The organism is Arsenicicoccus sp. UBA2120 (assembly GCF_002330965.1).
Lineage (GTDB): Bacteria > Actinomycetota > Actinomycetes > Actinomycetales > Dermatophilaceae > Arsenicicoccus > Arsenicicoccus bolidensis.
The window spans coordinates 1-22,948 of the sequence record NZ_DCYC01000093.1 but is presented as its reverse complement, the minus strand read 5'-3'; the positions used below and the strand labels follow the sequence as shown (position 1 = coordinate 22,948).

General features: G+C 73.0%; 22 protein-coding genes. 13 read left to right on the top strand and 9 right to left on the bottom strand.

Annotated features, from left to right (window positions below):
* Positions 1 to 51: 51 nt before the first annotated feature.
* The gene (locus B2P18_RS16070) at positions 52 to 597 is read right to left on the bottom strand and encodes a type II toxin-antitoxin system PemK/MazF family toxin (RefSeq protein ID WP_029212669.1); all 546 of its coding nucleotides are present in this window, start codon (positions 595 to 597) and stop codon (positions 52 to 54) included.
* Positions 598 to 668: 71 nt separating this feature from the next.
* On the opposite strand from B2P18_RS16070, the gene B2P18_RS16065 reads away from it, so the two are divergent.
* Positions 669 to 1,871 (top strand): MFS transporter, encoded by a 1,203-nt coding sequence (locus B2P18_RS16065; protein WP_019284603.1) that lies wholly within the window; start codon positions 669 to 671, stop codon positions 1,869 to 1,871.
* 167 nt (positions 1,872 to 2,038) lie between these two features.
* A complete protein-coding gene (locus tag B2P18_RS16060) occupies positions 2,039 to 2,599 on the top strand; it encodes an LURP-one-related/scramblase family protein (protein WP_029212671.1) in 561 nt (186 codons plus the stop codon).
* Here B2P18_RS16060 and B2P18_RS16055 read toward each other — a convergent pair.
* Positions 2,504 to 3,970, bottom strand: a complete 1,467-nt coding sequence (locus B2P18_RS16055) for an MFS transporter (protein WP_286961560.1) — start codon at positions 3,968 to 3,970, stop codon at positions 2,504 to 2,506. The two genes, B2P18_RS16060 and B2P18_RS16055, sit on opposite strands and share 96 nt — an antisense overlap.
* 115 nt (positions 3,971 to 4,085) lie before the next feature.
* On the opposite strand from B2P18_RS16055, the gene lepA reads away from it, so the two are divergent.
* Positions 4,086 to 5,954: a translation elongation factor 4 gene (lepA, locus tag B2P18_RS16050; RefSeq protein WP_029212673.1), complete on the top strand. Its 1,869-nt coding sequence runs from the start codon at positions 4,086 to 4,088 to the stop codon at positions 5,952 to 5,954.
* Complete coding sequence (gene trmB, locus B2P18_RS16045) at positions 5,951 to 6,703, top strand: tRNA (guanosine(46)-N7)-methyltransferase TrmB (RefSeq protein ID WP_286960401.1); 753 nt, start codon at positions 5,951 to 5,953, stop codon at positions 6,701 to 6,703. The genes lepA and trmB overlap by 4 nt, the downstream gene beginning before the upstream one ends.
* Positions 6,704 to 6,849: 146 nt before the next feature.
* On the opposite strand, the gene B2P18_RS16040 is transcribed toward trmB, so the two are convergent.
* From B2P18_RS16040 to B2P18_RS16030, 3 genes are all read right to left on the bottom strand, one after another.
* A complete protein-coding gene (locus B2P18_RS16040; RefSeq protein ID WP_156911451.1) occupies positions 6,850 to 7,710 on the bottom strand; it encodes a GNAT family N-acetyltransferase in 861 nt (286 codons plus the stop codon).
* 40 nt (positions 7,711 to 7,750) lie between these two features.
* Positions 7,751 to 8,614, bottom strand: coding sequence for a GNAT family N-acetyltransferase (locus B2P18_RS16035; RefSeq protein WP_286961557.1), 864 nt, complete (start codon positions 8,612 to 8,614; stop codon positions 7,751 to 7,753).
* Positions 8,615 to 8,759: 145 nt separating this feature from the next.
* Positions 8,760 to 9,656: a LysR family transcriptional regulator gene (locus B2P18_RS16030; RefSeq protein WP_286960407.1), complete on the bottom strand. Its 897-nt coding sequence runs from the start codon at positions 9,654 to 9,656 to the stop codon at positions 8,760 to 8,762.
* Between the two features lie 84 nt (positions 9,657 to 9,740).
* On the opposite strand from B2P18_RS16030, the gene B2P18_RS16025 reads away from it, so the two are divergent.
* Positions 9,741 to 10,838: a YeiH family protein gene (locus B2P18_RS16025; protein ID WP_286961555.1), complete on the top strand. Its 1,098-nt coding sequence runs from the start codon at positions 9,741 to 9,743 to the stop codon at positions 10,836 to 10,838.
* A 79-nt stretch (positions 10,839 to 10,917) separates the two neighbouring features.
* Here the strand turns inward: B2P18_RS16025 and B2P18_RS16020 are convergent, their stop codons facing one another.
* Entirely contained in the window at positions 10,918 to 11,574 is a 657-nt protein-coding gene (locus B2P18_RS16020; protein WP_286961553.1) for a M23 family metallopeptidase, read from the bottom strand.
* Between the two features lie 78 nt (positions 11,575 to 11,652).
* On the opposite strand from B2P18_RS16020, the gene hemW reads away from it, so the two are divergent.
* The 3 genes from hemW to B2P18_RS16005 all read left to right on the top strand — a co-directional run bounded on the left by hemW (position 11,653) and on the right by B2P18_RS16005 (position 15,138).
* A complete protein-coding gene (gene hemW, locus B2P18_RS16015) occupies positions 11,653 to 12,879 on the top strand; it encodes a radical SAM family heme chaperone HemW (protein WP_029212680.1) in 1,227 nt (408 codons plus the stop codon).
* 138 nt (positions 12,880 to 13,017) lie between these two features.
* Positions 13,018 to 13,542, top strand: a complete 525-nt coding sequence (locus B2P18_RS16010) for a DUF4870 domain-containing protein (protein ID WP_286961550.1) — start codon at positions 13,018 to 13,020, stop codon at positions 13,540 to 13,542.
* Between the two features lie 189 nt (positions 13,543 to 13,731).
* A complete protein-coding gene (locus B2P18_RS16005; RefSeq protein ID WP_286961549.1) occupies positions 13,732 to 15,138 on the top strand; it encodes a DHA2 family efflux MFS transporter permease subunit in 1,407 nt (468 codons plus the stop codon).
* 40 nt (positions 15,139 to 15,178) lie between these two features.
* On the opposite strand, the gene B2P18_RS16000 is transcribed toward B2P18_RS16005, so the two are convergent.
* Entirely contained in the window at positions 15,179 to 16,192 is a 1,014-nt protein-coding gene (locus tag B2P18_RS16000; protein WP_029212683.1) for an NUDIX hydrolase, read from the bottom strand.
* Positions 16,185 to 17,105: a DUF3097 domain-containing protein gene (locus tag B2P18_RS15995; RefSeq protein ID WP_019284618.1), complete on the bottom strand. Its 921-nt coding sequence runs from the start codon at positions 17,103 to 17,105 to the stop codon at positions 16,185 to 16,187. The genes B2P18_RS16000 and B2P18_RS15995 overlap by 8 nt, the downstream gene beginning before the upstream one ends.
* Positions 17,106 to 17,291: 186 nt before the next feature.
* Between B2P18_RS15995 and hrcA the strand changes: the two genes are divergently transcribed.
* The 3 genes from hrcA (at position 17,292) to B2P18_RS15980 (ending at position 20,340) form a co-directional block, all read left to right on the top strand.
* A complete protein-coding gene (gene hrcA / locus B2P18_RS15990) occupies positions 17,292 to 18,347 on the top strand; it encodes a heat-inducible transcriptional repressor HrcA (protein ID WP_019284619.1) in 1,056 nt (351 codons plus the stop codon).
* 123 nt (positions 18,348 to 18,470) lie between these two features.
* Positions 18,471 to 19,595 (top strand): molecular chaperone DnaJ, encoded by a 1,125-nt coding sequence (gene dnaJ / locus B2P18_RS15985; protein WP_286961548.1) that lies wholly within the window; start codon positions 18,471 to 18,473, stop codon positions 19,593 to 19,595.
* A gap of 4 nt (positions 19,596 to 19,599) precedes the next feature.
* Complete coding sequence (locus tag B2P18_RS15980; protein WP_029212687.1) at positions 19,600 to 20,340, top strand: 16S rRNA (uracil(1498)-N(3))-methyltransferase; 741 nt, start codon at positions 19,600 to 19,602, stop codon at positions 20,338 to 20,340.
* Positions 20,341 to 20,706: 366 nt separating this feature from the next.
* Here B2P18_RS15980 and B2P18_RS15975 read toward each other — a convergent pair whose 3' ends face one another.
* The gene (locus B2P18_RS15975; RefSeq protein ID WP_286961547.1) at positions 20,707 to 21,777 is read right to left on the bottom strand and encodes a Gmad2 immunoglobulin-like domain-containing protein; all 1,071 of its coding nucleotides are present in this window, start codon (positions 21,775 to 21,777) and stop codon (positions 20,707 to 20,709) included.
* 127 nt (positions 21,778 to 21,904) lie between these two features.
* Here B2P18_RS15975 and B2P18_RS15970 point away from each other — a divergent pair, with 127 nt between their 5' ends.
* Positions 21,905 to 22,261, top strand: a complete 357-nt coding sequence (locus tag B2P18_RS15970) for a histidine triad nucleotide-binding protein (protein WP_286961545.1) — start codon at positions 21,905 to 21,907, stop codon at positions 22,259 to 22,261.
* Positions 22,262 to 22,347: 86 nt separating this feature from the next.
* Positions 22,348 to 22,948: PhoH family protein (locus B2P18_RS15965; protein ID WP_286961543.1), on the top strand; the 601-nt coding region annotated here is incomplete at its 3' end.

Below are 22,948 nucleotides of genomic sequence, written 5' to 3'. Positions count from 1 at the left end.
TCTCGTGCTGCAGCGTGAGACGCGCTCGCCGGCGGAGCCAGCGCGGGCGGGTCAGGGGCGGCGGGCGCGGACGGCCGCGGCCACCTCGTCGAACCGTTCCCGCGACAGCGTCGCCCCGATCCGGCGCACCGTCGTCGGGTCCAGCTGCAGCACCCGGTCGACGCGAACCTCGCTCGGGCGGCCGCGCGAGTCCCAGGCGCCCGAGCCGATGTCGCACCAGTGGCGCCCCAGCGAGGCCTCCTGCTCCGCGTCGCGGTCGTGGTCCTTGCTCGTGAGGGGGAGCGCGAGCAGCAGCGCACCGTGCCGCCCCACCACCAGCACCGGGCGGTCCTTGCCCCGCGCGTGGTCCTCCTCGTAGGGCACCCACGCCCACACGACCTCGCCCGGGTCGGGGAGGTCGTCGGTCACGGGAGCATAGGTCAGGTCCGGCACCCCGTCGTAGTCCCCGGCATACGGGCTCGTCACCGGCTCACGGGCCGGCCTGGGCGAGGGGCGCTCCCCACCCGACCGTCCACGCTCCTGCTGCCCCGCGCGACGGGCCGCGTCGACGACCGCACCCGCGAGAGCGCGGGCGATCCTCCTGCCGAGTGATGCCATAGTGGGACGTTAGCGCTTGCCGAGGTCGCCGAGCCGCACCCCCACCCTCGTCGACGTCCAGGAGCACCCGTATGCCGCCCGCCAGCCCCCTCGCCGACCGCCACCAGGAGGCGTCCCGCCGTCACGCGGGGCTGGCGATCCTCGCTCTCGCCGTGGGCGGATTCGCCATCGGGACCACGGAGTTCGCGTCGATGGGCATGCTGCCCGAGGTGGCGCGCGGGATCGGCGTCGACATCCCGACCGCCGGGCACCTGGTGTCGGCCTATGCCCTGGGCGTCGTGGTCGGCGCGCCGACGCTGGCGGTGCTGGGATCGCGCCTGCCGCGCCGGCGGGTGCTGGTGGCCCTGATGGCCCTGTTCGCCGTGGCGCACCTGGCGAGCCTGCTGGTGACGAGCTACTGGCCGCTGATGCTGGTCCGGTTCGTGGCCGGGCTGCCGCACGGCGCCTACTTCGGGATCGCGTCGCTGGTCGCCGCCTCCCTGGTGGACGACCGTCGTCGCACGCAGGCCGTCTCCAACGTCCTCATGGGTCTGACCGTCGCCAACATCGTCGGCGTGCCTGCCGCGACCTGGCTGGGCCAGGCGCTCGGGTGGCAGCAGTCCTACGCGGTCGTCGGGGTCCTCGGCCTGGTCACGATGGCTGCCGTGTCGACGCTCGTGCCGCACCAGCCCGCCAACCCGACCGCGTCCGTGCGGCGCGAGTTCACGGCGCTGCGCCGCCCTCAGGTGTGGCTGGCCCTGCTGATCGGGACCGTGGGGTTCGGCGGCATGTTCTCGACCTACGCCTACATCTCGCCCACGCTGCAGGAGCTCGGCGGCTGGTCCTCGGCCGCGGTGCCGTGGATCCTCTCCCTCTACGGCCTCGGCTCCACGACCGGTGCGGCGCTGGCGGGCCGGGTGGCGCGGCACGGCATCCTGCGCGGCATCGCGGTGCTGCTGGTGCTGATCGCGATCCTGCTCGCGGTCTACGCCCTGCTCCTGCCGTATGCCGTGGTCGGGCTCGCGGCCACCTATGCCCTGGGGATGCTCCCGAGCATGCTCGTCCCGATGCTGCAGACCCGCCTGATGGACGTGGCGCACGAGGGCCAGTCCCTGGCCGCTGCGCTCAACCACTCCACGCTCAACATCGCCAATGCCCTGGGGGCCTGGCTCGGGTCGCTGGTCCTCGCGGCGGGCTGGGGCTACGCGTGGCCGAGCCGGATCGGCGTCGTGCTGGCGGTCCTGGGCCTCGCCGTCACCGCCTGGAGCGCCCTGCTCCAACGACGAACCGCCTGATCAGAGGGTCTGTCAGGGTCCTGCTGGACGACATCGAGGGTGTGGAGTGGCTCCTCCGTCGGGGCGACCGGCCGAGGGACAGCTGGCTCGGGTCGTGCCGGAGACGTGGTCTCGGCTGTGACGAAGGCAGATGGGAACGAACCGAGGGTGCGGGGAGTCCGACTGGCATGACTCTCCTCCACGCCGACGTGCTGGTCATGGACCAGGTCACCAGCTTCATGAGCAACGACTTCGCCATCCGGGACCAGGCTGGTGCCCAGGTGGGCGAGATCCGCACCGAGGGGTCCGCGTTGTCGCGGATGTTCCTCGGCTCCCGCAAGCTGTCCGTCCACGACACCGACGGGTCCGTGCTGGTGCGGCTCGACGACGTGATGACGATGGGCCGCGACCGGTTCACCCTCCAGGACGGGCAGGGCTACGAGATCGGTCAGCTGGTCAAGGAGTTCACGTTCTTTCGCAAGCGCCTGACCTTGCAGCTCGTCAACGGCGAGGGGCTCGACGTGCAGGGCCAGCTCTTCGACTACGACTTCGAGATCGCGGGTCCGGGCGGCTCGGTCGCGCGAGTGTCGCGGCAGTGGCCGGGCCTGGCCGCGGGGCTCCTGGGCCGCAACCGCTACGTCGTGTCGTTCAACTCAGGGGTGCCGGTCACCCTGCGGGTCGCCGTGGTCGGGGCCGTGGTGGCGCTCGACCTGATCCGCGCCAAGGAGGAGAACTCCTCCGGCGGCTGACGTGCCGGCGGCGCCCGGGAGCTGGTCGGTGAGGTCCGTCAGCAGCGCGGCATCCTCGTCGATCGGCAGCTCGGGAGCGCCGTCGGTCGACACCGGAGCAAGGCCGCCGGGGGCGGTGCTCTCAGGGGTCGTGCTCTCAGGGGTCGTGCTCGCAGGCGTCGTGCTCGTCGTCGTGGCGGGGCGCAGCTGGTCCCGCAGCCACCACAGGACGTGCGCGGCGCCCAGCAGCGTCACGACCGTGATCACGCCGAACGCCCATCGGTACGGCACCAGCGACACCACGACCGCACCGACGGCCAGCGACACCGCCTGCGGGACGCTCATGACGACCTCGGCGGCCATCGTCACGCGCGCCATCACGGCCTGCTCGGTGCGTCGCTGGATCAGCGTGGTGTAGGCCACGAACATCAGCGGCAGCCCGAACCCGAACACCGCCGAGGCGGCCAGCAGCACCGGGATCGTGCCGGCGAGCGCCACGACGGCCATGCTGGTCGCGAGGATCACGCAGGAGACGACGATGGTGCTGACCTCGCCGAGGTGCCGCACCGACCAGCTGCTGGCCAGCCCGCCGAGCACCGCGCCGATGCCCTGCACCATCACCACGATCGCCACGTAGGTCGCGGGCTTGCCGAACGCGTCCAGCACCGCGTAGATCCCCGACTCGGTGAACCCGACGACCAGCAGGGTGAGGCCGAGCCCGACCAGCACGTGCTTGAGGACGCGGTCGGCGACCAGGAGCCGCACCCCCGAGGTCATGGCGTCGACCAGCCCGGCCGTATGCCGCTGCGGGGCGGCCTCGTCGACCCGGATCCGCGCGATGAGGACCGCCGCGACCAGGAAGGACACGGCGTCGACGACGGCCACGGTCCAGCCGCCCCACGCCGCGAACATCGCCGCCCCTGCGAGCGGGGCGAACAGCCGGAAGGCCTCCTTGGTGGTGGCCAGCGCCGAGTTGGCGTCGACCAGGGCCTCGTCGTCGAGGAGCTCCTTGAGCAGGCCGTTGACGCCCGCCGGCACGATGACGAAGGACAGGCCGTAGAGGACGGCGACGCCGTAGAGGATCCAGATGTCGGAGGCGTCGTCGACGACGGTGAGCGGCAGCACCGCCAGCGCCGAGGCGACGTTGGTCCAGATCAGCAGGGGCTTGCGGCGGAACCCGTCCACCCAGGCGCCGAGGAAGGGCGCGACCAGCGCGGGCACGAGCATGCACAGGTAGACGATCCCGACGCTGCCGTTCTGGCCCGTGAGGGTCTTGGCCCAGACGCCGAGGACGAGCAGCAGGACCGAGTCGCCGAGCGCCGACGTCGACAGGGCGGCATACATGAGGGGGAAGCCTGGCCGGCGGAAGACGGCGGTGGGGGACGGTGGCACCCCATGACGGTAGCGGAGGGCGGCATACCGGCTGGTCGACCTGTGGGAGACTGGGTCGCTGACCGTGCCCTGTGCTCCCCGGACCCCAAGTTGAGGTAGTCGCCCCGTGTCTCCCATGGCCACCACCGCGTTGAAGCCCCACGCGACGCCACCGGAGCTGATCCGCAACTTCTGCATCATCGCCCACATCGACCACGGCAAGTCGACGCTGGCCGACCGCATGCTGCAGAAGACCGGCGTGGTCGAGGAGCGGGCGATGCGCGCGCAGTACCTCGACCGGATGGACATCGAGCGCGAGCGCGGCATCACCATCAAGTCGCAGGCCGTCCGGATGCCCTGGTCCCTCGAGAACGCCGCGGGCGAGCTGGAGACCTACTGCCTCAACATGATCGACACCCCGGGGCACGTGGACTTCACCTACGAGGTCAGCCGGTCCCTGGCCGCGTGCGAGGGTGCCGTCCTGCTCGTCGACGCGGCGCAGGGCATCGAGGCGCAGACGCTGGCCAACCTCTATCTCGCGATGGAGAACGACCTCACGATCATCCCGGTGCTCAACAAGATCGACCTGCCCGCCGCGCAGCCGGAGAAGTACGCCGCGGAGCTCGCCGGCCTCATCGGCTGCGACGAGTCCGAGGTGCTCCGGGTCTCGGGCAAGACCGGCGTCGGGGTGGAGGAGCTGCTCGACGAGATCGTGCGCCAGCTCCCGGCCCCCACGGGTGAGGCGGACAAGCCGGCCCGCGCGATGATCTTCGACTCCGTCTACGACACCTACCGCGGCGTCGTGACCTATGTCCGCGTGATCGACGGCAACCTCAACCCGCGCGAGCGGATCCAGATGATGTCGACGCGGGCCACCCACGAGCTGCTCGAGATCGGCGTCATCTCGCCCGAGCCGGCGCCCTCGGACGGTCTCGGCGTCGGCGAGGTCGGCTACCTCATCACCGGCGTCAAGGACGTCCGCCAGTCGCGCGTCGGTGACACCATCACCAACCTCGCCAAGCCGGCCTCCGAGGCCCTCGGCGGCTACCGCGACCCGCGCCCGATGGTCTTCTCCGGGCTCTACCCGATCGACGGCACGGACTACCCGCTGCTGCGCGACGCGCTCGACAAGCTCAAGCTCAACGACGCCGCCCTGGTCTACGAACCCGAGACGTCGGCGGCGCTGGGCTTCGGCTTCCGCGTCGGCTTCCTCGGGATGCTGCACCTCGAGATCGTGCGCGAGCGGCTCGAGCGGGAGTTCGGCCTGGACCTGATCTCGACGCTGCCCAACGTGGAGTACGAAGTCACGATGGACGACGGCAAGCTCGTCGAGGTGACCAACCCCAGCGAGTTCCCCGACGGCAAGATCGCCGACGTGCGCGAGCCGGTCGTGCGCGCCACGATCCTCGCCCCGAGCGACTTCATCGGCGCGATCATGGAGCTGTGCCAGTCCAAGCGCGGCACCCTGCGCGGCATGGACTACCTGTCCGAGGAACGCGTCGAGATGCGCTACACGCTGCCCCTCGCCGAGATCGTCTTCGACTTCTTCGACCAGCTGAAGTCCAAGACCCGCGGCTACGCCTCCCTGGACTACGAGCCCGACGGCGACCAGCTCGCCGACCTGGTCAAGGTCGACATCCTGCTGCAGGGCGAGCAGGTCGACGCGTTCAGCTCGATCGTGCACAAGGACAACGCCTACTCCTACGGCGTGATGATGGCCGGCAAGCTGCGCGAGCTGATCCCGCGGCAGCAGTTCGAGGTGCCGATCCAGGCCGCCATCGGCTCGCGCGTCATCGCCCGCGAGACCATCCGCGCCATCCGCAAGGACGTCCTGGCCAAGTGCTATGGCGGTGACATCAGCCGCAAGCGCAAGCTGCTCGAGAAGCAGAAGGAAGGCAAGAAGCGCATGAAGATGGTCGGCCGCGTCGAGGTGCCCCAGGAGGCCTTCATCGCCGCGCTGTCCAACGACGGCGGCGGGGACGGCAAGGCCAAGGGCAAGAAGTGACCGAGCCCCTCCCGGAGGAGCGCGCTTACACCGTCGGTCTCGGAGAGCCTTTGCCGCACAAGGGCGCTCGTCGGATCGTGAGCTTCGCGCGGACCGACGCCCGGTTGCAGGACAAGGACGCCCGGGCCCTCGAGCGGTATGGCGACGCCTACCTGATCGAGGTGCCCCGCGACGCGGCGCGCACCGACGTGGACCCGGCCGCCCGCCTCGACCCCGCCACCGTCTGGGGCCGGGTGGCCCCGCTGGTCGTGGAGGTCGGCGCGGGATCCGGCGACGCGACCGTGGCCGGCGCGGCGGCATACCCCGACCACGACCTGCTGTCCCTGGAGGTCTACCGCCCGGGGCTGTACGACATGCTGCGCAAGGTCGGGTCGCGCGAGCTGACCAACGTGCGGCTCATGGAGGCCGACGCGGTGCCGGTGTTCGAGACGCTGCTGCCCGCGGGGTCCGTGCGCGAGGTGTGGACCTTCTTCCCCGACCCCTGGCCCAAGACCAAGCACCACAAGCGGCGGATCGTGCAGCCGGCCTTCGCCTCGCTGGTGGCGCGGGTCCTCGAGCCCGGCGGGGTGTGGCGGCTCGCGACGGACTGGTCCGACTACGCGGAGTCGATGCGCGAGGTGCTCGACGCGCACCCGGACTTCGAGGGTGGCGACGTCGAGCGGTTCGACGTGCGGCCGATGACCCGCTTCGAGCGTCGGGGGATCGCCGCCGGCCGCTCGATCCACGACCTGACCTATCGCCGCCGCTGACCGCTCCGCCGGCGGGGTGCAGGGTGTGCGCTGCCTGGGGGACACGACCAAAGGTGACCCGTCGGGTCAGCCCTGGCGCCTGTGACGGACGTTTGATCGATCACGGCGCCCCGGCAGGTCACTGGGTGTCGGGTCAGGGCACCCGGTCAGCGCACCTGGGTGAGGGCCAGGACGCAGGAGTCGCCGACGCGGCGATAGCCGACCCGCTGGTAGAGGCGGCTCGACGCGGGGGAGTCGAGGTCGGTGTAGAGCAGGCAGCGGTGGCCGGCGCGACGCTGCAGGGCGCTGACGGCGGCGACGGTGGCGGCGGCATACGCGTGGCCGCGCTGCTCGGGCGGGGCGTAGACCCAGGAGATGCGGGAGACGCCGCCGTGGGGGCGGGACGCGTGGGTCATGGCGACGGGCTCGCCGTCGACGTCCCAGACGCGCATGTCGCCGCGGGACACCCACTGCTGCAACGGGAATCGCGGCGGCGCCTCGGTCCCGGTCTCCTCGAGGTAGGCCCGCGCCCAGGTGTCGAGGAGCGGGATGTCCGACTCGCGCGCGGCACGCAGCTCGCCCGGGACGCCCTCGGGGTGGCGCGGCGGGCGGGGGAGGTCGTGCATGCCCTCGCGCCGCACCACGCGGATGTGACCGCCGGACTCGAAGGCGATCGTCTCGGCGAAGGCCAGCGCGCCCGTGACCAGCCCGCCCACGCGCTCGACGTGCAGCCCGTCGGCCAGCACGCGCCGGGCGATGGCTCGCGCGACGTGGGTGTCGACCGTCGCCACGTGGAAGGGGCGCGGTGGGGTGTGCATCGCGAGGGCGGTGACGCGGCCGTCCCGCTTGGCCCAGTACCACTGGGAGCCGGGGTAGTCCGCGGGGGACTCCAGCGCGTGGGCGAGCGTCGTGGCGACGACCGAGTGGATGACGGGGGCGGCGGCGACGCGAGGGGCCGACACCTGCTGGAAGTCGCGACCGGCGGTGGTCCGCGCCACCGTGATGCCCCTCGCCGTACCCCGCTGCATGAGGGTCACTGTGTCACGCGCGGCGAGCCGGCGCCCACCCTCAGCCGGACCGCTCGCTCGTGAAGGCGAGGGTGACGGTCTCGCCGATCCGGCGGTAGCCGAGCGCGTGGTAGATCCCGTTGCTGGTGGGGTTGGCCAGGTCGGTGAGCAGCATGCAGCGGTGGCCGTGCTCCTGCTGGTGCCGCGACCAGGCGGCGACGACGGCGCTCGCGTAGCCGTGGCCCCGGTCCGCGGGCGGGGTCCAGGCGCCGCTGATGCGGGTGACCCCACCGGACGGCTCGGTCGCGTAGCACATGGACACCGGCCGCCCGTCGACCTCCCACAGGGCCGTGCGTCCCTCGAGGACGTGCGGGGAGGGGTCGGGGGGTGGCGGCTCGCTCGGCCCGTGGGCCTCGCGGTGGAAGTCCTGCAGCCAGCCGCGGACCAGGTCGAGATCGGCGGGTATGGCGGGCCGCAGCCGTCCCGGGACGGTGAAGGGCAGGTGCGGCGGCCGGGGCAGGTCGTACATCCCCAGGTCCATCACCACGTCGGCGTCGAGGTCCTGGTCGGCGCACCACCAGTCGCTGAAGGCGAACGCCCCCTCGCGCAGGCCGCCGACGCCGTCCACGGGACGTCCGCGCGCCGCGAGCTCACGGGCGACGCTGACGGCCAGCAGCGGCGAGGACAGCGGGAGGTGCGGCGGGTAGGGCGGTGTGTGCATGGCCACGCCGACGATCCGTCCGCCGCGTCGCAGCTCGATCCACCACGGGTCGGGGATCCGGTCCGGGTGGCGCCGCGCGATGAGCACGTTGCTCGCCAGGATCGAGTGGATGACCGGCTCGGACTCCATGAAGTCCCCGGCGTCGCGGAGGAACTCGTCGGGGTCCCTGGTGATGCGGACCGTGATGGGGCTCGTGTGCGCCATGGGCCCAGCCTCTCAGGTCGACCCAGGCGGGGTCGGAACCCTCAGGCGCATGAGACGGCACGAGGCGCGATCGGGGCGGGGCGGGTCAGGTCAGGTTGGGACGGGGTGGGGTCAGGGGAGTGGCGCGCGCCAGGTCAGGGTGGGATCAGGGGAGTGGTGCGCGCCCGGTCCGGGCGGCGATCGACACGAGGTCGGCGGCGGCGCCTCGCAGCGGGTCGCGGCGCCATACGGCCCGGAGCTGTCGCTCGAGGGTGAAGCCCTCGGTCGGCACGACCGCGAGGTGACCGTCGTGCACGGCGTCGGCGACCGCCAGCAGGCTGAGGACGGCGGGAGCGGTGCCGGTCACGGCGCTGGCCCGGACCGCGGCGTTGCTGGACAGCTCCAGGGCCGGGCCGCAGGGCTCCAGCGGTGAGAGGGCCGCGTCGAGCGCCTCGCGGGTGCCCGAGCCGCGCTCCCGGGTGACGAGCGGGGTGCCCGCGAGCTCGGCGGCGCCGACGGGGGAGGTGCGCTCCATCCACGGGTGGTCCAGGCCGATGACGAGGGCGAGCTCGTCGCGGGCCACCACGGTGCTGGGCAGGTCGTGGGGCGGCTCCGGGCCCTCCACGAAGCCCAGCTCGACTGCACCCCGGCGGACCTGGTCGATCACCACCGTGGAGTTGGCCACCGTCATGCCCGCCAGCAGCCTCGGGTGGTGACGCCGCAGCTCGGTGAGCCAGGTGGGTGCCAGGTGCTCGGCCACGGTCAGCGACGCGGCGATGCGCAGCTCGGGGATGCTCTGCCCCTGCAACGCCTCGATGGCCTTCTCGAGCCGATGCGTGGACGCGAGGATCTCGCGGGCATGCTCGACGAGCATGACCCCCGCGGGGGTGAGCTGGGCGCCCTGCGGCCGGCGGACGACGACCCGCTGCTGCAGGTCGCGCTCGAGCCGCCCCACCAGGCGCGACGCGTTGGGCTGGGCCATGCCGATCGCGCGGGCGCCGGCGCCGAGGCTGCCCTCGTCGTGCACGGCGACCAGCAGCTCCAGGGCCTTGAGGTCGGGCATCACCCTGTCGTCATATCACATTGATATGACGGGGTGCAGGACTGGGGGCTGCCGCTCACCCGTCCGCCCGGCCAGGCTGGCAGCATGACCACCGCTGCCGGCCGCGCCACCCCTGCCGGCCGCGCCACCCCTGCGGTCATCCCCGCCCGACACGCACGCCGCCCTCACCCCGCCCGGCGCGCACCACGTGTCCTCCGCACGGGCCCCGTGCCCGGGCTCGCCCTGTGCTCCGTCGTGGTGATCCTCGCCCTGCTGGTCAACCACCTCGTGCCCGTGGTGTCCCCGCTCCTCGTCGCGATCCTGCTCGGCGCCGTGCTCGCCAACGCCTGGCCGCTGCCCACCGCGCTCGCGCCCGGCCTCGCCGTCGCGGCCAAGCCGCTGCTGCGCGCCGGGATCGTGCTGCTCGGGCTGCAGGTCGTCCTGGGTCAGGTCCTCGGGCTCGGCTGGGGGATGATCGCCGTCGTCGTGGCCGTGGTGGGGCTGGGGATCGCGTCGACGCTGGCCTACGGGCGCCTGCTGGGGGTCCCCGCGGGCCTCACCCTGCTGGTGGCCTGCGGCTTCTCGATCTGCGGCGCCGCGGCCGTGGCCGCCGTCGACGGGGTCGTGGACGCCGAGGAGGAGGACGTCGCGACCGCCGTCGCCCTGGTCGTCGTCTGCGGCACCCTGATGATCCCCGTCGCGCCGCTGGTCGTCACCGCCCTCGGGATGGGCCCGTATGCCGGGGGTCTGTGGGCCGGCGGCTCGATCCACGAGGTCGCCCAGGTCGTGGCGGCGGGCGGCGCCATCGGGGGAGGCGCGCTCGCGGCCGCCGTCATCGTCAAGCTCACCCGCGTGCTCATGCTCGCGCCCATCATGGCGACCATCTCCTGGCGGCGACGCCGGGCCCTGGCGGCCGCAGGCGGACGCGCTGACGGGGGACGGCTGCCGCCGCTGGTGCCGGTGTTCGTCCTGGGGTTCGTGGCGATGGTGCTCGTGCGGTCCTTCCTGCCACTGCCGGCGCCCGTGCTCGACGGTGCTCGCCAGTTGCAGACGGTCCTGCTGACGGCGGCGATGTTCGCCCTCGGCTGCGGCGTCCGGCTCGGCCTCGTGCGCCAGGTGGGCGTCCGGCCGTTCGTCCTGGCGGCGCTGTCGACGGCGACGGTGGCGCTGGTCTGCCTCGCCGGCGTCACCCTCGCCACCTGACCGGTGGCGCCAGGTGGTTGCTCGCGGTGAGGGGGTAGGAGCCGTTCGTGCCCGCTCACGGTCCGACGGACGGGGGAGGTCAGGCGTCGATGATGTCGCTGTTGCGGGGCAGCCACGGACGACCGCCGACGGGGTGGCGGAAGGCCATGGGCAGGCCCCGCGCCTGCTCCCAGCGCGTCGACGAGCTGACCTGCAGGTGCAGGTGTGGCTGGGTGCTGTTGCCGGAGTTGCCGCACTGCGCCAGCACGTCGCCGGCCCGCACCGCGTCACCCACCGCCACCCGGATCGACCCGCGCCGCAGGTGCGCCAGGAGCACGACCGGGCCGCCGTCGCCGAGCGACAGCACCACGTGGTTGCCGGCGATCCCGGCGGCGCCCGCCCGCACGCGCCGGCCCTGCGTCAGCAGGTAGCCCACCAGCAGCAGCTGTGATCGCCGCGCCTCGTGGTCGGGTTCGCCGTCGTGCACATCGACGACGGTCCCGTCGACCGGGGCCATGACGGCGGGGCCGAACCCGTGGAAGACCTCGGGCCGCTCCGTCGCCAGGGCCGTGCGCCAGCTCCACGGGCCCGAGCGTCCGCGCGCGTCGACCGGGACGAGGTCGATCGCGTGGGACGAGCCGAACGTCTCGGTCCCGTGGCTCGGCACCCGGTCGGCCGGGCTGTTCTGCACGAGCCACCGACCCCGCACGGGGAGGTCGAGCACGGTTGTCGCTGCGGATGCGCCGTCGAGGTCCACGCGTCGAGCCTGGCACAGCCGCGCCACCTGGCGGTCGCCTGACGGGGGCGGGCGCGGTCGTCATACACAATGGGCCGTATGCCGAGCGCCCTGCCCGAAGGACTGCCCGCCCCCTCCGACGGAACGCTCCCGAGCACCGCGCTGGATCGTCTGGGGCTAGGCCCGTTCGGCATCTACGTGCATGTGCCGTTCTGCCGAGTCCGTTGCGGCTACTGCGACTTCAACACCTACACCCTGACCGAGCTCGGCACGCCGGGGGCGAGCGTCGGATCCTACGCCGACACCGTCCTGGCGGAGCTGGACCTCGCCGGGCGGGTGCTGGGCGAGGACGCGCCGGCCGTCGAGACGGTCTTCGTCGGCGGGGGCACCCCGACCATGCTCGCGGCCGAGGACCTGGCCCGGATCGTCGAGGGGATCGGCGAGCGCTTCGGCTACACCGGCGACGTCGAGATCACGACCGAGGCCAACCCCGACACCGTCGACGAGCACTACCTGGACTGGATCGCCGCTCGCGGCTTCTCGCGCGTCAGCCTCGGCATGCAGTCCGCCGTCCCGCACGTCCTGCGCACCCTCGACCGCACCCACGACCCCCTCAACGTGGAGCGTGCGGTCAAGGCCGCCCGCGCGCACGGGCTCGACGTCTCGCTCGACCTCATCTACGGCACCCCCGGCGAGTCGCTCGAGGACTGGCGCACGTCGCTCGAGACCGCGATCGCGCTGGAGCCGGACCACGTCTCGGCCTACGCCCTGGTCGTGGAGGAGGGCACCAAGATGGGTGCCCAGGTGCGGCGCGGCGAGGTCGCGCTGCCGAGCGACGACGACGAGGCCGACAAGTACGAGCTGGCCGACGGCCTCCTGCGGGCGGCGGGGTACGGGTGGTACGAGGTGTCGAACTGGGCCCGCGGCGAGGAGCACCGGTGCCGCCACAACATCGGCTACTGGAGCGACGGCGACTGGTGGGGCGCCGGCCCCGGCGCGCACAGCCACGTCGGCGGCGTCCGCTGGTGGAACGTCAAGCACCCGAGCGCCTATGCGTCGCGCCTCAACGGCGGCCAGTCCCCGGCGGCGGCGCGCGAGCTCCTCAGCGCCGAGCAGCAGTACGACGAGCGGGTGCTGCTCGGCATACGGCTCGTGGACGGGCTGCCGATCGACGACCTGGACGAGACCGGCCAGGAGGCCGTGGCCGGACTGATCGCCGACAGCCTCGTCGACGGGGGAGCGGCGCTGCGGGACCGCCACCTGGTGCTCACGCTGCGCGGACGCCTGCTGGCGGACACCGTGGTGCGACGGCTCCTCGGCGTCTGACCTGCATCGGCCAGGGTGGGATCAGGGTCGGATCAGGGTTGGTTCTGAGGTCCTGGAGGGATCCGACCTGGGCAGACTGGAGTCCGAAGGGTCGAGCGGCACGTCGCCGCGCCGACCACGAACCACACGGAGGGGACCATGAGCACCGACGACCAGTTCCGCAACGACCGCGAGATCCCGAGCTACCCGCAGGCCGGGTCGACCGGTCAGGGCGCGAGCCCGCAGGGTGGCTACCAGCAAGGCGGCTACCAGCAGGGTGGCTACCAGCAGGGACAGCCCGTCCACGGCAACGGCGCCCCGCTCAACCCCGAGTACGAGCGGCAGCTGGTCTGCGCGGCGCACTGGTCGCCCATCGCCTCGGTGCTGCTCGGTGGCCTCACGTTCTTCGGCCCCGTGATCGTCCTGCTCGTCGGGGGCGGGCGCAGCCGCGCGGTCCGGGAGCACGCGATCGATGCGCTGAACTTCCAGATCACCGTCTGGATCGCCACGGTGGCCGTGGTCCTGATCTCGCTGCCGCTCATGATCGTGCTGGTCGGCTTCGTCACGATCTGGCTGGCCGGGCTCCTGCCGCTGGCGGCCCTGGTCGTCCACGGGCTGGCGGCGATCAAGGTATCGGCGGGCGAGCCCTACAGCTACCCCTTCACCTGGCGCCTCATCACGTAGCAGCGCACCCTGGTGCGGTCGTCGGGCTGAGGCAGCGGCCCGGCAATGGAGTTGGACGGGCCGGCGCGGTGAGCGACCATGGAGGAGCACCCCGTCCGACGCTGCTCCGGGTTGCCCCCACCGCACGTCATACGACCGGAGACCCCGCATGCATCCCGACGCCCCGTCCAGGCGACACCACTGCCCGACGTGGACCGCTCCCGAACCCGCACGATCCTCGCCGTGCTGGTCCTCGCGACCTTCGTCGTGATCCTCAACGAGACGATCATGACCAACGCGATCCCGCGCCTCATGCGGGAGTTCGACGTGACCGCGTCCACCGCCCAGTGGCTGTCGACGGTGTTCATGCTGACCATGGCCGTGGTCATCCCCGCGTCGGGCTGGCTCATGGAGCGGCTCGCGACCCGACGCACCTTCGCCCTGGCCATGGTGCTGTTCTCGATCGGGACCGCCGCGTGCCTGCTCGCCCCCACCTTCGCGGTGCTGATCGGCGGGCGCGTCGTGCAGGCCTGCGGCACCGCGATCATGATGCCGCTGCTGATGACCACCCTGATGAACCTCGTGCCCGCCCACGAGCGCGGCAAGGTCATGGGCAACGTCACGCTCGTCATCTCGGTCGCGCCCGCCATGGGGCCGGCGGTCTCGGGGGTGCTGCTGCAGCTGGGCTCGTGGCGGCTGATCTTTGCCGTCGTGCTGCCCATCGCGATCGGTGCCCTGGTCGTCGGGTTCCGCTCCCTGGTGGACGTGGCCGAGCCGGGGCACAGCGACCTCGACCTGCCGAGCCTCGCGCTGTCCGCCGTCGGCTTCGGCGGCCTCGTCTACGGCCTCAGCGGGTTCGGCGAGGGCGCGTCCCACGGCGGGGCGTCCTCGGGCCTGCCGCCGTGGGCCTTCGTGGCGGTCGGTCTCGTCGCCATGGCGGTGTTCACGCGACGCCAGCTCGCCCTGCAGCGCAACGGCACGCCCCTGCTCGACCTGCGCACCCTGTCCCACCGCACCTTCACCATCGGCCTGGTCCTCATGGTGCTCTGCTTCATGGGCCTGATGGGCACCGTGATCCTGCTCCCCATCTATCTGCAGGAGGTGCGCGGGATGTCCTCGCTGTCCACCGGTCTGCTGATGATCCCGGGCGGCCTGGCGATGGGCCTGCTCGGCCCGCAGGTGGGCAAGGCCTACGACCGGTATGGCGCCCCCCGGCTCGTCGTCCCCGGGACCGCCGGCCTGGTCGCGGGGCTGGTCATGCTCTCGCTGCTCGCCCCCGTCGTGGCGCCCTGGGGCGTCCTCGTCCTGCACGTCCTCATCAGCGTCTCGCTGGCGCTGGTCTTCACCCCCGTGTTCACGGCGTCGCTCGGCGTCCTTCCCCCGCACCTGTATCCCCACGGCTCGGCGATCCTCGGCTCGCTGCAGCAGGTCGGGGCCGCGGCGGGCACCGCGACGACGGTGGCGGTCATGGCCTTCATGACCGCGCGTGCCAGCAGCGGTGGGGCGTCCGCGAACGACGCCCTGATGAGCGGCGTCCAGGGCGGCTTCGCGGTCGGCGCGGTGCTGGCCGTGCTGGCGCTCGGGGCCGCGACCCTGGTCCGCACCCCGCGGCCATAGGGGCCGCGAGCACGGCATACGGCCGCGACAGCCGACGCGCTCAGCGGGTGCGCAGGGCCGGCAGCTTGGTGCCCGCGACCTGCCGCTCGTCGAGCACCGAGCGACGGAAGCGGTAGAGCCGCGCCGGCCGACCGCCCGTGCCCGAGGAGACCGACCCGGTCTCCTCGACCAGGGCCTGCTGCTCCACGAGGCGCCGGAAGTTCTGCTTGTGCAGCGCCTGACCCGCGAGCGCCTCGACGCACGACTGCAGCTCGCCGAGGGTGAACTCGGGTGGCATGAGCTCGAACACCACCGGGCGGTACTGGATCTTGGCCCGCAGCCGTGCGAGGCCCGTCGCCAGGATGCGGCGGTGGTCGCCGATCATCCGCTCCCCGGGGACCAGGTCGTCGTCCGGCAGCCGCCAGGCGCCGCGCGCCTCCGGGACCAGGCCGACCTCGTAGAGCAGCTCGTAGCGCTGCAGCGCCAGGTCGGGCAGCCAGGCGTGGCCGCCGCGGCCGAAGGTCAGGTCGCAGCGGTGCCGCCGGGCCGTGCGGTCGGCGGGTGATCCGGCGGCGCCGACCCAGTGCGTCAGCTGCGGGGCGATCACCTCGTCGACGAGGCGGGTGCCGTCCCGCTGGTCCTCCCACGGCAGCAGCGCGTAGGCGTCGTACCAGTCGGTCTCCTCGGACGTCATGGACGTCGTGGACGTCATGGACGGAGCGGACCCCGTGGCCGCGTCGCCTCCCTCGGTCGCTGCGGCGCCCTCGGCTCCGGCGGTCGTCAGGCCGAGGTAGGAGATGGAGATCCGGCGGCCACTCGTGTCGTCGAGCCCGCGGTCGTGGTCGGCGAAGGTGTACAGCTGCTCGACATACCCGAGCTGTCTGCCGGTCTGCGAGGCGACCCAGGAGCGCAGGCCGGCCTGCAGGGACGGCTGACCGGCCTCGAGGGGGCCGGCCGGGAGGGCGGGTATGCCGGGGGCCGGCGGGGGAGCCGTGAGGACGCGCGGTCGCCCGGACACGACGGCCACCACGACGGCGACCAGCTCGACGGCGAGCTGCTCCTGCTCCTCACCCACGCGTGACCTCCTGCTGGCCGCTCGCGTGCTGGTCGTCGTCGAGCGGGACGGTGACGAAGTCGATCAGCTCCTCGACGCTGGCCAGCAGGGTCGGCTCCAGATCGGCGTACGTGCGCACCGTACCCAGGATCTGCTTCCACGCCCGCGCGATGTCCGCCTGGGAACGGTGCGGCCAGCCGAGGTGCGCGCAGATCCCGTGCTTCCAGGAGGTGCCACGGGGGATGACGGGCCACTGCTCCAGGCCGAGCCGCTCGGGGCGCACCGACTGCCACACGTCGACGTAGGGGTGCCCGAGGACCTTGACGAACCGCGAGTAGCCGGGGACCCGGCGGGCCTCCTCGACGATGCGCGCCTCCTTGGTGCCGGGCACGAGGTGGTCCACGAGGACGCCCATGCGACGGTCACGGTCGGGGGCGAAGTCCTTGATGACCGCGGCCAGGTCGTCGACGCCGTCGAGCATCTCCACGACCACGCCCTCGATGCGCAGGTCGTCGCCCCAGACCTTCTCCACCAGCTCGGCGTCGTGGCGGCCTTCGACGAAGATGCGCGACCCGGTGGCGACGCGGGCGGGGGCGCCGGCGACGGCGACGGATCCGGAGGCCGTGCGCGAGGAGGCCTGGCGGGCCTCGGCGAGGCGGGCGTTGCTGCCGCTCTTGTCGGGGACCAGCGTGACCGGGCGCCCGTCGACCCAGAAGCCGGGGCCCATCTCGAAGCCCCGGGTGCGGCCCTTGCGGTCCTCCAGGTGGACGACGTGGACGCCACCGGCCTTCTCGACCCGCACCACGGCGCCGACCCAGCCGGACTCGACGTCCTCGACGACCAGGCCACGGGTGGCGGGGACCGCCTCCGAGCGCCCACGGCGGGGAGCCTTCCAGTCGCCCGAGAGGACGTCGGTGCCGTATCGGTCCGCCACGGGGGCCTCCTGCTTCTGCCTGTTGCTGGCGCGACGGGTCGTGCTCGAGACCCGCCCCGACGCGGTCGTCGGACGGTGCTGAAGGCTAGCCCGAGGACCGGCGGAGTTCGTCGTGGCGCGCCACCCGGCGTAGAATTGGCACTCGCCCCACCCGAGTGCCAACCAGCGAACGTGAGGAGGTCGACGATGAGCGACGGACGCCGCCTGCAGGTCCTGCGGGCCATCGTGCAGGACTACGTCGCGACCTCCGAGCCCGTCGGCTCCAAGGCGCTGCTCGACCGGCACCAGCTCGGCGTCAGCGCGGCGACGGTCCGCAACGACATGGCCGCGCTCGAGGAGGAGGGCCTGATCTGCGCCCCGCACACGAGCGCGGGCCGCATCCCCACCGACGCGGGCTACCGGCTCTTCGTCGACCAGCTGTCCGAGATCAAGCCGATGTCGCCGCCCGAGCGCGCGGCCATCGCCGAGTTCCTCGCGGGGTCGGTCGACCTCGACGACATCGTCGACCGCACCGTGCGGCTGCTCGCCAGCCTTACCCACCAGGTCGCGGTGATGCAGTACCCCTCGCTCACCCGGTCGTCCGTGCGGCACGTCGAGCTGGTCCCCATCGGTGGGCCGCGGCTGATGGTCGTGCTCATCGTGACGACGGGTCGGGTGGAGCAGCGCGTCGTCGACGCCGGCCGCGACCTCGGCGACGTGGACGGCGAGCGCCTCGTCTTCGACCTGCGCGGACGGCTCAACGGCCTCGCCGCGGGCCGCCCGTTCCCGGAGGTGGCGCCCGCGCTCGCCGGGCTGTCCCAGGGCTTCGAGGTGGCCGACCGCCCGGCCGTCGAGGCCGTCACCACGGCGCTGGCCGAGATCGTCGTGGAGGAGCGCGAGGAGCGGGTGGTGCTCGCCGGCACCAGTAACCTCGCCCGCCGCTCCGAAGACTTCCCGACGTCGCTGCGCCCGGTCCTCGAGGCGCTCGAGGAGCACGTCGTGCTGCTCGGCCTGATCGACGCCATGCACGACGACCCGGCCCGCCCCGCCGCGGCCGACTCGGACCTCGTCTCGGTGCGCATCGGCAGCGAGCTCTCGCACGCCGGTCTAGTGTCCACCTCGGTCGTGTCGACGGGATACGGTGCGGGGCCGGACCTCGTCGCCGGGCTCGGGGTCCTCGGCCCCACCCGCATGGACTACCCCACGACGATGGCGGCGGTGCGGGCGGTTGCGGCATACGTCTCCCGGTCCCTCGGTGGCTAGCCACCGGACGTCGGCGGGTGCGGCGCACCCGGCCGGCTCGGCCCGCCCCGTCGTCCCCGTCCCCCAGATCGCCCCAGCACCCCACGTCACCTCCGCCAACCACTCCGTCAGGCAAGGACTTTCGTGAACGACTACTACGCAGCCCTCGGGATCGACCGCGGCGCCAGCGCCGAAGAGATCAAGAAGGCCTACCGCCGGCTCGCGCGCAAGCTGCACCCGGACGTCAACCCCGGCCCCGAGGCCGAGGAGGAGTTCAAGCGGGTCTCGCAGGCCTATGACGTGCTCGGCGACCCCGCCAAGAAGCAGGCCTACGACATGGGCGCGGACCCCTACGCCAGCGCCGGTGCGGCGGGCTTCGGCCAGGGCTTCACGTTCAGCGACATCATGGACCAGTTCTTCGGCGCGGGGGCGGGTGGCGCGGGCGGTCGTGGACCCCGCTCGCGCGTGCGACGCGGCCAGGACGCGCTCGTGCGGGCGGACGTCGACCTGCGCACCGCGGTCTTCGGCGACACCCACGAGCTCACCCTCGACACGGCCGTCGAGTGCGGCACCTGCCACGGCGACGGCTGCCAGCCCGGCACGTCCCCGCAGACCTGCTCCTCCTGCCAGGGCCGCGGCGAGGTCCAGCAGGTCCAGCGCAGCTTCCTCGGCCAGATCATGACCTCGCGCCCCTGCGGCGTGTGCCAGGGCTACGGCACGGTGATCCCCAACCCCTGCTTCGAGTGCTCGGGGGAGGGGCGCGTGCGCACCCGCCGGTCCGTCTCCATCAAGGTCCCGGCCGGCGTCGACACCGGCACGCGGATCCAGCTGCGTGGCGAGGGCGAGGTCGGCCCGGGCGGCGGCCAGCCCGGCGACGTCTACGTCGAGATCGTCGTGACGCCGCACCCGACCTTCCAGCGCAACGGCGACGACCTGCACTGCACCCTCGACGTGCCGATGACGGCCGCGGCCCTCGGCTCGACGATCACGCTGGACACCTTCGACGGCGCCCACGACGTGCACGTGCGGCGGGGGACGCAGTCCGCCGACACCGTCACGCTCGACGACCTCGGCGTGACCCACCTGCGGGGCGGCGGTCGCGGCGACCTGGTCGTGCACCTCAACGTCTCCACGCCCACCCGCCTCGACTCCCGCCAGGAGGAGCTCCTGCGCGAGCTCTCCGAGCTGCGCGGCGAGGAGAACCCCGACGCCCACGTCACCTCCCTCGACAAGGGGCTGCTCGGCAAGCTCCGCGACGCCTTCCGCTGAGCCGATGACGGCGCCGCTGTTCCTCCTGCCCGCCGGGTCGCTCGGGTCCGTGACGCCAGGGTCGTCCGTGCTCGTGGACGGCGCCGAGGGGCGGCACGCCTCCGGGTCGTTGCGCCTGCAACCCGGCGAGCCCGTGCTGCTGTCCGACGGGAGCGGGGCCGAGGTGGCCGGGTCGGTCTCCTCGGTCGCGCCGGGAGAGATCACGGTGAGCGTCGAGACCGTATGCCGTCCTGACGCCCCCACGCCGCGCTTCGTCCTGGTGCAGGCGCTGGCCAAGGGCGATCGCGACGAGCAGGCGGTGGAGTCGGCGACCGAGCTCGGCGTCGACGAGGTCGTGCCGTGGGGTGCCGCGCGGTCGATCGTGCAGTGGCGCGGCGACCGGGCTGCCAAGGCCCACCGCAAGTGGGAGCAGGTCGTGACCGCGGCCACCAAGCAGTCCCGACGGCACCGCACCCCGGTCGTCGCCCAGCACGTCACGAGCAAGCAGCTGGCTGCACGGCTGGCCTCCACCTCGCTGGCGCTGGTGCTGCACGAGGACGCGACGACGTCGGTCAACGACGTGGAGCTGCCCTCGTCCGGTGAGGTGATGGTCGTGGTCGGCCCCGAGGGCGGGATCTCCGCCGACGAGCTGGCGGCGTTCGAGGAGGCCGGGGCGCGCGTCATACGGCTGGGGCCGCACGTGCTGCGGTCTTCCAGCGCCGGCCCGGCCGCCCTCGCGGTGCTCCTCGCACGCGCCCGCTGGTGACCTACCTCAGGTGGTCATCCGCCTGGGCTCGCACGGCAGGTCGATGTGTCCAACTCAGGCTGATCCCGGAGATCGCCGACCGCCGGTATGCCGACACGCCCGCGCGGCGTGGGCGGGTGGGTTCGGCCACCGTCATGGGTGGTGGAGTCCACCCGATCCTCACGCGTGGGTGGCGGCGAGGTATCGGGTGGGTTCGGCCACGGTCATGGGTGGTGGAGTCCACCCGGTCGTGAATGCGTCCGTGTTGACCGAGGTCGGCACGGCCCGTCTGGCGTCGCCGCATCCGCCTGGGTTCGTCACACCAGCCTGGTCTCGTCACATCCGCCCGGCGTGCGAAGTCGGGCTGATGTGACTACCTGAGGTAGGTCAGCGGACGGTGAAGGTGCGGGTGGCTCGGCCGAGGTCGCGCTGGCCGTCGGCGGGGCTGGGCGCCCACACCTGGAGCTGGTAGCTGCCGGCCGCGAGCCGCCCGAGGTCGACGCGCCAGGTGCCGCGCGTCGGACACGCGATGGAGGCGGTGGTGTGGCCCGAGCGGACCGCCTTGCCGGCGCGCGTGAGGGAGTAGGACACCGAGCCCTCGAAGGCGCACGCCTGCCCGGTCGCCACGACCGGTCCCGCCTTGAGCGCCGCGCCCGCGCCGGGGGAGTCGATCCACACCGCCGCCAGCTCGCTGGTCTGGGCGACCCCGGCCGACCGGGAGTAGGTCTTGCTGGTGGGGAGGGTCCCGAGCACCCGGCCGTCGGGGGAGCGGAACCGGACCGGGAGGTTCTTGCCCGTGGCGGCGGTCACCGTCCACACGACGGATGCCGTGCCGATGCGCGCGGTGGCGTCGTCGACCGTGCGGGTCGGTCCGTCGAGGGTCACGTCGATCGCGCCCGCGCCCACCTTGATGTCCGTGACGGTGCGCTCGCCCCACACGTTGAGGTAGCCGCGCGACCCGGCCTCGCGCATCGCGACGTTGGCGGCCGTCTCGGCGCGCTGCTCGGTCGAGCCCGATCGCTGCGCGGGCACGAACTCGCGGAACAGGCGCAGCCGCGGCGTCGCGGCACCGCCGCCCTCGCGGACCTGGGTGCCGTCCCGACCCAGGAAGTAGACGGGCAGGGCAGCCCGTGACGGTGCCACGGACCGGGCGGCGACGTCTGGTGCGGCTGACGACGGGGCTCCGGCGGTGGTGGCGTCGACCGGTGCGGGCGTCCCGGCCTGCTCCGAGCCGGCCCCGTCGGTGCCGGCTGACGGCGTCGCGGACGAGGTGGTGGACGTGCCGGAGGCCGCGGGCGTCGTGGAGCCCGCGCTGCTGGAGGCGCTGGCGGCTCGGGACACCTGCGAGCTGGTGGTCTGCTGCGCGCACCCGGACAGTGCCACGGCGACCGACGCGGCGACCGCGGCCGTGGACATGGTGGACAGGACCTGGCGGGACGTCGTGCTCGTGCTGGTCACGTCGAGCTCCTTCGCTGACGACGACGGGGTTGCTCACAGTGTCACCCACGTCGGGGCCCCGCACCACGGCGCCCCGCCGACGGATGCTCGCCCGGCCGGGGCGGGGGTCCCTGGCTAGGCTGGCCGCATGACCCCACGTGACCCTGACTGCCTGTTCTGCAAGATCGTCGCCGGGGAGATCCCGGGGGACTTCGTGCACGAGACCGAGACGACGCTCGCCTTCCGCGACATCCAGCCGCAGGCGCCCACGCACGTGCTCGTGGTGCCCAAGGCGCACCACCCCAACGCCGTGGCGACGGCCCAGGCCGACCCCCAGCTGATGGTCGACGTGGTCCTGGCAGCAGGGCAGGTCGCCGAGCAGCAGGGACTGGTCGAGCGCGGCTACCGCCTCGTCTCCAACACCGGCCAGGACGCCCAGCAGAGCGTCGACCACCTGCACCTGCACGTCGTGGGCGGCCGCGCGCTGCAGTGGCCCCCCGGCTGAGTCCCCCGGCCGACACACGCAGAGCCTCGGCCGGCCGGCCACGTGTCCCAGGGTGTGTCGGACCCGGCACGTAGACTGACGGGACGATGACAGACACCCCACGACCCGACACCCCGAGCCCTGGTGGCGCCCCTGCCGCGCACCACGCGATCGTCATACCCGCGTCGGTCCCCATGATCTCGCTGCTGGGGCCGCACGACGAGCTGCTACGCACGATGGAGCGCGCGTTCCCGCGGCTCGACATCCACGTCCGCGGCAACGAGTTCCGCCTCGACGGCCCCTCCAGCGACGCCGCGCTGGTCGAGGAGCTGGTCGGCGAGCTCCTCGTCGTCGTCGAGGCCGGTGGCGCCATCAACCGGGACGCCGTCGAACGCTCGATCGTTATGCTGCGCAACCGCTCCGTCGAGCGGCCCGCCGACGTGCTCACCACCAACATCATCTCGGCGCGCGGGCGCACGATCCGCCCCAAGACCCTCGGGCAGAAGCGCTACGTCGACGCCATCGACACGCACACCATCGTCTTCGGCATCGGGCCCGCCGGCACCGGCAAGACCTATCTCGCGATGGCCAAGGCCGTCGCCGCGCTGCAGGCCAAGGACGTCACGCGGATCATCCTGACCCGGCCGGCGGTCGAGGCGGGGGGGGAGCCCGGCTTCCCTCCCCGCCCCCCCCCCCACCAAAACCACC